Consider the following 12,139-nt stretch of genomic DNA (forward strand, 5'->3'; position numbering starts at 1 on the left):
GTGACCGGCCGGCCGCCTCGTCGCCCGCAGGGCCGGTAGCCTGACGTGGTGTCCGCGCCCCGCTTCGTCCCGCCGCTCCGGTGGGAGCCGCTCCCGTACCTCGTCCTGGTGGCGCTCCTCCTCCTCACCGGGCTGATCCGCCCGGAGAGCGGCGGATGGCTCGTCGCGCTGCTCGTCGCGATCACGCTGACCGCGGCGTGGGGCGTCGTCGGCTTCGTCAGGGAGCGGCGCATGCGCAATCCCGACCCCATGGGCGACCTCACGACGCTCGACGGGATCGAGATCGTCGACGCGTCGCCCGTCGCGGCGGCGGTGCGCGCCGTCGTCCCCGTCGTCGACGTGCACCGGCACCAGCCCGCGATCGACCTCGCCCGCCTGCACGGCGGTGCGTCGCAGCACGCGATCCTCGTGCCGAGGGCGCGGCGGTGGCTGTCGCCGAAGTACCGCGTCGGCGTGCAGCTCGTCGGGGGCGACCGGCCCCGGCATGCCGGGTTCCTCGGCGAGGCGCCCGACCGGCGCTGGCGCGACGCCCTCGACGAGCTGCGCGTCTCCCGCGGAGCCTTCGTCAGGGTGCCGGCGGTCATCGAGGGCAGCGGTCGGCCGTATCGGGTGGACCTCGACCTCAGCGGACTCGGTGCGATCCCGGGTGGTGCCGACGTGCCATCCGCCGACGAGCGATCGTGAGGAATCGTCGTCCGCATAGTCGGGCGCTCGCTCGAAGTCAAGACTGTTACCGTCGGCGTCGCGACACGTAGTCTCTCGCAGGAAGGGCATCGATGAGGACGCCCTCCAAGAAGGAGAGACGATGTATCGAACTACGAGGCTTTCCCGCCGCGCCGCCGTGCTCGCGACCAGCACCGCGACGGTCGCGGCGCTGGCGCTGGTGCCGGCCGGAGCGGCCATGGGTGCGCCCGGCGGCAAGTCCTGCGACAACCAGAACAACAACACGATCGCAAAGCTGCTGCAGTGCGTCGACGCCGATGGTGCGATGGAGCACCTCGAAGCGTTCCAGGCGATCGCGGACGCGAACGGCGACAACCGCGCGGCCGGCACCGAGGGCTACGAGCAGAGCGTCGAGTACGTCGTCGAGACGCTCGAGGCCGCCGGATGGGACGTGTCGATCGACGAGTTCGACTACACGTACTTCGGTCCGGCCTCGCTCAGCCAGCTCACGCCGATCCAGGCCGACTACAGCACCGGCGCGTTCTCCGGGACGGGCGCCGGCGACGTCACCGGCAACGTCGTGCCGGTCGACCTCGACCTCGGGCTCGGCAACACCAGCACGAGCGGGTGCCAGCCGGAGGACTTCGCCGGCCTCGACTTCTCCGGACCGAACGACATCGCCCTCGTCCAACGCGGTGCGTGCAACTTCGGCGACAAGGCGCTGAACGCCGAGACCGCCGGCGCCGAGGCCGTCGTCATCTTCAACCAGGGCAACACGGCAGAGCGCACCGCCCTCATCGTCGCCAACGCCGGCACCCTCACGGACGGCACGCCCATCACGCACGGCATCCCCGTCGTGGGTGCGAGCTACGACGACGGCGTCGCGCTGTCGGCGGAGGGGTCGACCGCGCACGTGTTCGTGCCGGCGCCCGAGAACCGCCCGCAGAAGAACGTCATCGCCGAGAAGACCGGCGTGAACGACGACAACGTCGTGATGGCGGGCGCGCACCTCGACTCCGTCGAGGCCGGCCCCGGCATCAACGACAACGGCAGCGGTTCCGCCGCGCTGATCGAGATCGCGCAGAACCTCAGCAAGCTCGAGCCGCAGAACACGATCCGCCTCGCATGGTGGGCCGCCGAGGAGGACGGCCTGCTCGGTTCGGAGGCGTACGTGGCCGGTCTCAGCCAGGAGGAGCAGGACCGCATCGCGCTGTACCTGAACTTCGACATGGTCGCCTCGCCGAACTACATCTTCATGGTGTACGACGGCGACGAGTCCGGCTGGATGGCACCGGCGGGCGTTCCGATCCCCGATGGCTCGATCGAGATCGAGAAGCTCTTCGAGAGCTACTACACCTCGGTCGGCGAGCCGTACGACGACGCGCAGTTCAGCGGTCGCAGCGACTACGACGCGTTCATCCGCGTCGGCATCCCGGCGGGCGGCCTGTTCACCGGCGCCGAGGTCCAGAAGACCGAGGAGCAGGAGTCGATCTGGGGCGGCGTCGCCGGTGAGTCGTACGACCAGTGCTACCACCTCGCCTGCGACACGATCGACAACGTCAACGCGCACGCGCTCGACGTGAACGTGGACGCGATCGCCACTGCGGTGCTGGCCTACTCGTACTCGACCGAGTCGGTCAACGGCGTCATGGGCGTGAACGTGCCCGGCGGCCTCAAGCTGCCGGCACCGGCCGGCCCGGAGGGGACCATCGGCGGCAACGCCGGCGGCCTCGACCCCGACCTCGTCGGCGGTCACGACCACGACCACCACCACGGCTCGACCGAGACCGACTGACCTCGATCGAATCGGCCCAGCGGGGCCCGTCGCGGAAGCGGCGGGCCCCGCTCCCCGTTCGGGCCGCCTCCCCGCGGTACCGTGAGGGCGTGCTCGACTTCCTTGGAAGGCACGACCCGTGGTGGCGGCGCGACGTCGTCGCGGATCGGACGACGGTCGCGGGCGACGACGAAGCCATGCTGCGCGACGCGGCCCTCCCCGACGTCGACTGGCGCGAGTGGCCCTCCGGCACCGAGCGCTTCCGGTCCGCTGCGCCGAGCGGTGGACTCGCGAGCGTCGCGCTCGGCCCCACGGACGGGCCGAGGGTGCTGCTGGTGCCGGGTGCGACGGGGTCGAAGGAGGACTTCCTGCTGCTCGCCCCTCCGCTCGTCCACGCGGGGTTCCGCGTCGAGTCGTTCGACCTCGCCGGGCAGTACGAGTCCGCGGGGGCCGGGCCCTGGAACCTCGATCCGCCACGCGCACGCTACGACGAGCGGTTGTTCGTGGACGACCTGATCGCCGTGCTCGACAGCCGCCTCGCGCCGGCGCACGTCCTCGGCTACAGCTTCGCCGGCACCGTGGCGCAACGGGCCCTGAGCGAACGTCCGGACCGCTTCGCGAGCCTGACGCTCCTCAGCGCGCCCCCGCTCGTCGGCCAGGTGTTCCGGGGCCTGAAGCGGATCGGCCCGATCTCCGGAGCCGCCTCGGCAGCCCAGGGCGCCGGGCTCATGCTCTGGGGCATCCGGAACAACCTGAACCGCGTTCCGCCGGGTCGGCTCGCGTTCGTCCGCGAGCGCTTCGCACTGACGCGCCGTGACAGCGTGACGGACATCATCGGCCTGATGATGCGGACGCCCGACCTGACCGAGCCGACGGCGCGCTCGACGATTCCCAAGCTCGTCGCGGTGGGGGAGCACGACCTCTGGCCGCGATCGCTCCACGAACGGTTCGCGGGCGAGATCGGCGCGCGTCTCGCGGTCTATCGGGCCGGGCACAGCCCGTGCGAGCAGTCGCCGAACCAGCTCGCTCGGGACATGCTGGCGCTCTTCGCGGAGGCGGGACTCACCTCGTGACGGCTCCGGCCGCATCCATGGCGCGACGTCGCTCGGCTCGCCGCCGGCGCGCCGGCCAGGCGCGCCAGTCCACGGCGAGCGTCCGGAAGGCCATGACCAGCCGTCGGCCCAGCTCCTCCGGGCTCTCGAACGGTCGGATCGACACGCCGACGACGAGCGACGGGTCGTACACGACCGTCATGCCCGGCTGCATCCACCAGGAGAGATCGAGGTCGTCGTGCACGTCGGCGCGATCGCGATGCACGAGCGCCCGGAGGACGGACCATGCGTCGCGCCGCAGTGCCGAGTTCGAACCGAAGAGGGGCGGATGACCGAGCACCGCGCCGATGACGGTGAAGTAGCCGCCGAGATAGAGATGACGTGCGATCCATCGCCACGGTCGCGTGCCGCCGTAGAACGTGCCGACGCCGGTGACCGCGGTGGGACGGTCGTCGGATCCCATCCGCTGCTCCACCCGCTCGAGCCAGTCGGGTGCCGGAACGGAGTCCGCATCGAGGCGCGCGAGGATCTCCCCCGTGGCCTCATCGAATCCGGCTGCGGTCGCCGGCCAGATCCCCCGGTGCGGTTGGGCGACCACACGAGCCCCGGCACCCCGAGCGATCGCGGCGGAGTCGTCCGTCGAGCCGTCGTCCACGACGATCACCTCGTCGGGTCTCCGGCTCTGCCCGCGGAGCGCGTCGAGGCAGACCGCCAGGAACGGCGCATCGTTCCGGCACGGGATGACGACCGAGATGGTGCCCATCGAGGCGAAGTCTAGTGTCGCCGTTCCCGGCCGGGAATAGTCCGGCCGGATCATCCGTTCACCTGATTGCATGCAAACGCATGAAACGAGAGAAGGAGCCCAGGAGGGCGACATGCAGTTCGGAATCTTCACCGTCAGCGACATCACGCAGGACCCCACGACCGGCCGGACGCCGAGCGAGGCCGAGCGGATCCAGGCGACGCTGACCATCGCCAAGCACGCGGAGGAGGTCGGCCTCGACGTCTTCGCGCTCGGTGAGCACCACAACCCGCCGTTCTGGTCGTCGTCGCCCACCACGACGCTCGCGTACATCGCCGGGCAGACGAGCACCCTGCAGCTCTCGACCGCCACGACCCTCATCACGACGAACGACCCCGTGAAGCTCGCCGAGGACTACGCGATGCTCCAGCACGTGTCTGGTGGGCGCGCCGACCTCATGCTCGGCCGCGGCAACACCGGCCCGGTCTACCCGTGGTTCGGCAAGGACATCCGCCAGGGCCTGCCCATCGCGATCGAGAGCTACGAGCTCCTGCACCGCCTCTGGCGCGAGGACGTCGTCGACTGGGAGGGCAAGTTCCGCACCCCGCTCCAGGGCTTCACCGCGACCCCGCGCCCGCTCGACGGCGTGCCGCCGTTCGTGTGGCACGGCTCGATCCGCACCCCCGAGGTCGCGGAGCAGGCCGCCTTCTACGGCGACGGCTTCTTCGCCAACCACATCTTCTGGCCGGCATCCCACACCCAGCGCATGATCGCGCTGTACCGCCAGCGCTTCGAGCACCACGGCCACGGCACCGCCGCGCAGGCGATCGTCGGCCTCGGCGGCCAGGCATTCATGCGGAAGAACTCGCAGGACGCGGTGAACGAGTTCCGCCCCTACTTCGACAACGCCCCGGTGTACGGCCACGGCCCGAGCATGGAGGAGTTCACCCAGCAGACGCCGCTCACCGTCGGCAGCCCGCAGCAGGTGATCGACCGCACGCTCGCCTACCGCGACTACGTCGGTGACTACCAGCGCCAGCTCTGGCTCATGGACCACGCCGGCCTTCCGCTCAAGACCGTGCTCGAGCAGCTCGACCTGCTCGGCGAGGAGGTCGTGCCGGTGCTGCGTCGCGAGTTCGCGAAGGACCGACCCGCGGACGTGCCCGACGCGCCGACCCATGCCTCGCTCGTCCGGGCGACGTACGGGGATGCCGCACCGCGCCAGGCGACGCCGAACGCCAACCGCGGCGACAACCTCACCCTGGGCTCGCCCTACCAGGACGGCCCGGGCGCACCGGTGGCCGCCTCGACCGGTTCGGCCTTCGGCCGGGCCGCGACCCGGACGGCGGGTGCACGATGACCGCCAGGAGGATCGTCGTCATCTCGGCCGGGCTCTCGACGCCCAGCTCGAGCCGCCAGCTCGCCGATCGGCTCCTGGCCGACAGCGCCGGACTCCTGCGGGAGCGCGGCGTCGAGGTCGACGCGACGGTGTTCGAGCTGCGCGACCTCGCGCACGACATCACGAACCACCTGCTCATGGGCTTCGCCCCGCCGAAGCTCGAGGAGGCGCTCGACGCGGTCGCCTCGGCCGACGGCCTCATCGTCGTCACGCCGATCTTCACGACGAGCTACGCAGGCCTGTTCAAGTCGTTCATCGACGTGATCGACCCGCAGGCGCTGACCGACCTCCCGGTGCTCATCGGCGCCACGGGCGGCACGCCGCGGCATTCGCTCGCGATCGACTACGCGATCCGGCCGCTGTTCACCTACCTGCACGCCATCCCCGTGACCACCGGCGTCTTCGCCGCGACGGGCGACTGGGGCGGCGGAGGAGACGGCGTCCGGTCGCTGCCGGACCGCATCTTCCGAGGTGCGACCGAGTTCGCCGACCTCGTCGAGCGCACCGACCGCAGCGACATGCTGAGCGACCCGTTCGCGCTCGACCGCCCGATGGGCCACCTGCTCGGGGGCCTCGCGGGGGAGTGACCCCGGAACGTGCATCGGATGCCGCGGCGGGACACGGTCCCGGCCGCGGCATCCGCCCGTCGCGGGGTCGCCCGTCGGCCATCTCGTGCCCACATTTCATGAGAATTGCTCAGTTCACTCTTCACGCGGGACGGCTTCAGGAGTAGCGTCGGCACCGGGAGCGCGGCTTCGTCCGCACACGCCCCTTCTCTCGCCCTACCGGGTCCTCGGACGCGCGCGAGCCGTGGTCGCATCGGCTGCCATCCAGATCGCAACCCGAGAGAAGGACCATCATGTCCATCCGTCGTGCACTCGCCGCGCTCGGCGCGGCCGCCGCGCTCGTCCTGGTCGGCGCGGCCGGACCCGCCATGGCGGGCAACCCGCACTTCATCAAGAACGCCACCTCCGCGCACCTCGACGGCGTGAACCTCGTCGTCGACTTCAAGGAGGCCGGACTGCCCTCCGGCGCGGTCGAGACCGTCGTCGCGAGCGCGGACCTCAGCGCCACCTACTCGTGCGTGAACGGGGGCGGCAACGTGCCGTCCGACCCCAAGAAGACGACCATCGACTCGAGGGTCTCCGAGAGCGGCGAGTTCACCGCCGCCAAGAACGGCAACATCGTCGGCTCGCTGACGCTCATGCCGACGCCCGCAGACGTCGCGCTCGACTGCCCGAACGGGCAGACCGCGACGCTGCTCTCCGTCGTGTGGTCGAACGTGACCGTCGAGGACCTCGACAGCGGCGCGTTCATCGCGGTGAAGGGGACCTTCAGCGCGCCCTGATCGCATCCCACGCCACGGGCCGGGGCGGACGGCGCACGCCGTCCGCCCCGGCCCGTCGTGACCGGCTGCGCCGCGTCAGTCGTCGAGCACGAACGTGACCTCCAGCGTGACCGACCACTCGACGACGCTTCCGCCCTCGACCTTGACCTTCTGCTCCTTCACCCACGCGCCCTTGACGCCGCGAAGCGTCTCGGCAGAGCGGGCGATGCCGACCGCGACCGCGTCCTCGAAGCTCGTCTCGGAGAAGGCGGTGATGGTGGTGACTCGTGCGACCGATGACATGTCGTTCCCCCTCGAACGATTCCGGACGCATCGGAGCATGCGCCCGACTTCCATCATGCGCCGGGCGAGCGGGCGCCGCGAGGGGTTGACCCGTTCGCGACCGGCGCGCGAACGGCATCCGTCGCCTCGGTGAACCCTCGGCGGACGACGGCGACTCGGCTCGTGTCGCGACGCCGCATCGCCCCATGCTGGCGGCGTGAGAGTCGCACTGCTCGCCGAGTCGTTCCTCCCGCACATGAACGGCGTCACGCACTCCCTGCTGCAGGTGCTCGGGCACCTCGAGCGGCAGGGCCACGAGGCGCTCGTCCTCGCTCCGCGGTCCGGCCCCGTCGACCACGGCCTGCACGGCGCGCGCGCGGAGTTCCTCCGCTCGGTGCCGATGCCCGGCTACCCCGAGGTCCGCGTGACCTTCGCGGGCGCTCGCAGGCTCGCGGGCACGCTCGCGGACTTCGACCCCGACGTCGTGCACCTCGCGTCGCCGTTCGTGCTCGGCTGGCAGGGCGTGATCGCCGCCGAGCGCATCGGCGCGCCGAGCGTCGCGGTCTACCAGACGGATGTCCCGGCCTACGCCGAGCGCTACCGCCTGCCCGGCGCGGCCCCGATGCTCGCCAACCACGTGGGCCGGCTGCACCGACGCGCGACCCTCACGCTCGCGCCGTCCTCCGCAGCCGTCGCGCAGCTCGAGGGATACGGCGTCGAGCGACTGCGCCGCTGGGCGCGCGGGGTCGACACCGACCGCTTCCGCCCCGACCGGCGCTCCCTCGAATGGCGCCGTCGCCACGCGGCCGACGACGAGGTCCTCGTCGGGTACGTCGGCCGGCTCGCACCGGAGAAGCAGGTGGAGGACCTCCGCGCGGTGGCCGCGATCGACGGCGTCCGCCTCGTCGTGATCGGCGGCGGTCCGGCGCGCACCGCGCTCGAGACGATGCTCCCGGATGCCGCGTTCACGGGCTTCCTCGGCGGGGACGCGCTCGCCGAGGCGATGGCGAGCCTCGACGTGTTCGTCCACCCCGGCGAGAGCGAGACCTTCTGCCAGACCGTCCAGGAGGCGCTCGCGAGCGGGGTCCCCGTCGTGGCGACCGGGCGCGGCGGACCGCTCGACCTCGTGAGCTCCAGCCGCGACGGCTGGCTGTACCGCCCCGGCGACCTCGACGAGCTGACGGCGCGGGTGCGCGACCTGGCGGGCGACGACGCGAAGCGCCGTGCGTTCGGGCGCGCGGCCCGCGAGGGCGTCGCCGGTCGGAGCTGGTCCGCGCTCGGCGACGAGCTCCTCGGCCACTACGAGCACGCGCGGGACCTCCACCGGGGTGCGCGCACGGGCACGCCCGTCGGCGTGACGGCCCCGGTGGTCGAGCGGATGCCGCGGCGCGAGCCGGACGCGGGCCGGCCGCGCCCGGCGTGGCAGAGGTTCGTCGCCGTGGGCGATTCGGTCACGGAGGGCCTCTGCGACTCGTCGCGGATGGCCGCGGGGGAGTACCGCGGCTGGGCGGACCGGTTGGCGATGCTGCTCGCGCAGTCGGCCGACGGCATCGGCTATGCGAACCTCGCGGTGCGCAGCCGGCGCGTCGCGGACGCCGTCGACGTCCAGCTCCCGCGCGCCCTCGACCTCGGGGCCGACCTCGTCACGGTGCTGATCGGCGGCAACGACCTCGTGCGCGTCGGCGCACGGGCCGAGGCGCTCGCGGATCGCGTCGGCGACGCCGTCGACGGCCTCCGGGGGGTCGGGTGCGACGTGCTCGTCGTGACGCCGTTCCTGCCCGCGCACGCACGGCTCGGTTCGGTCCGGGTCGCGTTCGAGCGGTTCGCCGAGCGCCTCGTCGCCCGCGCCGACGGGGCGGGCGCGATGGTCCTGGACGCCTCCGCCCACGGCGGCCTTACGGCGCGGGGCATGTGGGCCGAGGACCGCGTGCACCTGAACTCCTCAGGCCATCGGGCGCTCGCGTACGCGGCGGCCGACGTCCTGGGCGTGCCGGATGCCGCGGCCCTCGCCGGACTCGACGCGGTGCTCCACGGCGACGCGGACGAGCTCGACGCGCCGCCGCTGCCGGACGCCGAGTGGCTGGTGCGGCATGCGATGCCCTGGGCGGGTCGACGTCTCCTCGGCCGTACGGCCGGGGACGGGCGCGTCGCGAAGCACGACGCGATCGTCCACCTCCGGGGGCGCGACGACGAGCGCGAGCGACGCGGGATCCGCGCGTGATCGGCCGTGCCGCGGCATCCGCTCGCCCGTGCCGCGGGGCGCCCCGCTAGGTCGCGACACGCCGGGCTGGTAGGCTCGGCGAGGATGCCCACGCGGCACCCGCTCAATTCAACACGAGCTCGCACCCTCCCACGGGTGCTTCGGAGCAGGCCGGCAGGAAGCTGGTCCCCTGTGGTGGCTTACCAATCGAGAGCTTGGTGGACTTCTACTGGTGGCCAGCGCTGGTGAGTCATCGACGCGCTGAGATCTGCCTGTTCCCTGCTCCTTGTTCACCTCGCGCGCCACACGGGCGTGCGAGCCGAAACAAAGGAGAGAGACCTCTTGGAAGGTCCTGAAATCACGTTCGCCGAGACGATCATCGACAATGGTCGATTCGGCACCCGCACCGTCCGGTTCGAGACCGGTCGCCTCGCGCAGCAGGCGCAGGGCTCCGCGGCCGCGTACATCGACGACGAGACCATGCTGCTCTCGGCCACGTCGGTGTCGAAGCAGCCGAAGGAGCACTTCGACTTCTTCCCGCTCACGATCGACGTCGAGGAGCGCATGTACGCCGCGGGCCGGATCCCCGGCTCGTTCTTCCGCCGCGAGGGCCGCCCCTCGACCGAGGCGATCCTCACGTGCCGCCTGATCGACCGCCCCCTGCGTCCCTCGTTCGTCGAGGGCCTCCGCAACGAGGTCCAGGTCGTCGTCACGGTGCTCGCGATCGAGCCCGACGAGCTCTACGACGTGCTCGCCATCAACGCCGCGTCGCTCTCGACGCAGCTGTCCGGCCTGCCGTTCTCCGGCCCGGTCGGCGGCGTGCGCGTCGCGCTCATCGACGGCCAGTGGGTCGCGTTCCCGAAGCACTCGCAGCTCGAGGACGCGGTCTTCAGCATGGTCGTCGCCGGCCGTGTCGTGACCGAGGGCGACGGCTCGCAGGACGTCGCGATCATGATGATCGAGGCCGAGGCCACCGACAACGCCTGGAACCTCATCAAGGCCGGCGCCGTGAAGCCCGACGAGGGCGTCATCGCGCAGGGCATCGAGGCGTCGAAGCCGTTCATCAAGCAGCTCGTCGAGGCCCAGCAGTCGGTCGCGAAGACCGCCGCGAAGCCCACCGCCGACTACCCGACGTTCCCGCCCTACCAGAGCGAGACCTACGACGCCGTCGCCGCGCTCGCCCACGACGAGCTCAAGGGCATCTACCAGATCGCCGGCAAGGTCGAGCGCCAGGACGCCGACGACGCGCTGAAGGCGCGCGTCAAGGAGGCCATCGCCGCCAAGGTCGAGGCGGGCGAGCTGCCCGAGTCGGCCAACGGCGAGGTGTCGGCCGCCTACAAGTCGGTCACCAAGCTCGTGGTCCGCTCGCGGGTGCTCGCCGACGGCGTGCGCATCGACGGTCGCGGCCTGGCCGACATCCGCCCGCTCGACGCCGAGGTGCAGGTCATCCCGCGCGTGCACGGTTCGGCGATCTTCCAGCGCGGCGAGACCCAGATCCTGGGCGTCACCACGCTGAACATGCTCAAGCTCGAGCAGCAGATCGACTCGCTGAGCCCGGTCACCAAGAAGCGCTACATGCACAACTACAACTTCCCGCCCTACTCGACGGGTGAGACGGGTCGCGTGGGTTCGCCCAAGCGCCGCGAGATCGGCCACGGCGCGCTCGCCGAGCGTGCGCTCGTGCCCGTGCTGCCGACGCGCGAGGAGTTCCCGTACGCCATCCGCCAGGTCTCCGAGGCGCTCGGCTCGAACGGGTCGACCTCGATGGGCTCGGTCTGCGCCTCGACCCTGTCGCTGCTCAACGCCGGTGTGCCGCTGCGCGCCCCGGTCGCCGGCATCGCGATGGGACTCATCTCCGACACGGTCGACGGCGAGACCCGCTACGCGGCCCTCACCGACATCCTCGGTGCGGAGGACGCGCTCGGCGACATGGACTTCAAGGTCGCGGGCACGTCGGAGTTCGTCACGGCGATCCAGCTCGACACGAAGCTCGACGGCATCCCCGCCTCGGTGCTCGCGGGTGCGCTGACCCAGGCCAAGGAGGCGCGCACCACGATCCTGCAGGTGCTGAACGCCGCCATCGACGGCCCTGACGAGATGGCGCCCACCGCGCCGCGCGTCATCAGCGTGCAGATCCCGGTCGACAAGATCGGCGAGCTGATCGGCCCGAAGGGCAAGACGATCAACGGCATCCAGGACGAGACCGGTGCCGACATCTCGATCGAGGAGGACGGCACCGTCTACATCGGCGCGACCGACGGCCCCTCGGCCGAGGCCGCCCGTGCCGCCGTGAACGCGATCGCCAACCCGACCAACCCCGAGGTCGGCGAGCAGTTCCTGGGTACGGTCGTGAAGATCGCCGCCTTCGGCGCCTTCATCTCGCTGCTGCCCGGCAAGGACGGCCTGCTGCACATCTCCGAGGTGCGCAAGCTCGCCGGCGGCAAGCGCGTCGAGAACGTCGACGACGTGCTCGGCGTCGGGCAGAAGATCCTCGTCGAGATCACCAAGATCGACGACCGCGGCAAGCTCTCGCTCGCGCCGGTCATCGCGGAGGAGGCCGACACCAACGGCCGTGCCGCGACCGGCGAGCACGCCGAGGCTCCCGCCGAGGGCGCCGACGCGTAAGCGCAGGTCCTTCCACCGGATGCCCGTCCCGATTCGTCGGGGCGGGCATCCGTCGTCCGGGGCCGGCGACGGGCA

10 protein-coding genes are annotated in these 12,139 nt (G+C 71.6%); 8 read left to right on the top strand and 2 right to left on the bottom strand.

Annotated elements, in window-relative coordinates; genetic code table 11:
* The first annotated feature begins 48 nt into the window (after positions 1–48).
* The 3 genes from ACFVHK_RS05300 (at position 49) to ACFVHK_RS05310 (ending at position 3,510) form a co-directional block, all read left to right on the top strand.
* On the top strand, positions 49–684 hold the full coding sequence (locus ACFVHK_RS05300) for a hypothetical protein (RefSeq protein ID WP_376927925.1): 636 nt from the start codon (positions 49–51) through the stop codon (positions 682–684).
* Positions 685–805: 121 nt separating this feature from the next.
* A complete protein-coding gene (locus ACFVHK_RS05305; protein ID WP_376927926.1) occupies positions 806–2,458 on the top strand; it encodes a M28 family peptidase in 1,653 nt (550 codons plus the stop codon).
* Positions 2,459–2,547: 89 nt separating this feature from the next.
* Positions 2,548–3,510, top strand: coding sequence for an alpha/beta fold hydrolase (locus ACFVHK_RS05310; RefSeq protein WP_376927927.1), 963 nt, complete (start codon positions 2,548–2,550; stop codon positions 3,508–3,510).
* Here ACFVHK_RS05310 and ACFVHK_RS05315 read toward each other — a convergent pair.
* Entirely contained in the window at positions 3,500–4,252 is a 753-nt protein-coding gene (locus ACFVHK_RS05315) for a glycosyltransferase family 2 protein (RefSeq protein ID WP_376927928.1), read from the bottom strand. The genes ACFVHK_RS05310 and ACFVHK_RS05315 overlap by 11 nt on opposite strands.
* A 112-nt stretch (positions 4,253–4,364) precedes the next feature.
* On the opposite strand from ACFVHK_RS05315, the gene ACFVHK_RS05320 reads away from it, so the two are divergent.
* The 3 genes from ACFVHK_RS05320 to ACFVHK_RS05330 all read left to right on the top strand — a co-directional run bounded on the left by ACFVHK_RS05320 (position 4,365) and on the right by ACFVHK_RS05330 (position 6,978).
* Positions 4,365–5,591, top strand: a complete 1,227-nt coding sequence (locus ACFVHK_RS05320) for an LLM class flavin-dependent oxidoreductase (protein WP_376927929.1) — start codon at positions 4,365–4,367, stop codon at positions 5,589–5,591.
* The gene (locus ACFVHK_RS05325; protein ID WP_376927930.1) at positions 5,588–6,217 is read left to right on the top strand and encodes a CE1759 family FMN reductase; all 630 of its coding nucleotides are present in this window, start codon (positions 5,588–5,590) and stop codon (positions 6,215–6,217) included. The genes ACFVHK_RS05320 and ACFVHK_RS05325 overlap by 4 nt, the downstream gene beginning before the upstream one ends.
* Before the next feature lie 272 nt (positions 6,218–6,489).
* Positions 6,490–6,978 (top strand): hypothetical protein, encoded by a 489-nt coding sequence (locus ACFVHK_RS05330; protein WP_129233524.1) that lies wholly within the window; start codon positions 6,490–6,492, stop codon positions 6,976–6,978.
* A gap of 75 nt (positions 6,979–7,053) precedes the next feature.
* Here ACFVHK_RS05330 and ACFVHK_RS05335 read toward each other — a convergent pair whose 3' ends face one another.
* Positions 7,054–7,260 carry a dodecin family protein gene (locus tag ACFVHK_RS05335; protein WP_129233525.1) on the bottom strand — a complete coding sequence of 69 codons (207 nt, stop codon included), beginning with the start codon at positions 7,258–7,260 and terminating at the stop codon, positions 7,054–7,056.
* 196 nt (positions 7,261–7,456) lie between these two features.
* Between ACFVHK_RS05335 and ACFVHK_RS05340 the strand changes: the two genes are divergently transcribed.
* Entirely contained in the window at positions 7,457–9,460 is a 2,004-nt protein-coding gene (locus tag ACFVHK_RS05340) for a glycosyltransferase (RefSeq protein ID WP_376927931.1), read from the top strand.
* A gap of 321 nt (positions 9,461–9,781) precedes the next feature.
* Entirely contained in the window at positions 9,782–12,064 is a 2,283-nt protein-coding gene (locus ACFVHK_RS05345; RefSeq protein ID WP_376927932.1) for a polyribonucleotide nucleotidyltransferase, read from the top strand.
* The last annotated feature ends 75 nt before the right edge of the window (positions 12,065–12,139 follow it).

It is taken from the genome of Agromyces binzhouensis, from assembly GCF_042672355.1.
GTDB lineage: Bacteria > Actinomycetota > Actinomycetes > Actinomycetales > Microbacteriaceae > Agromyces > Agromyces binzhouensis.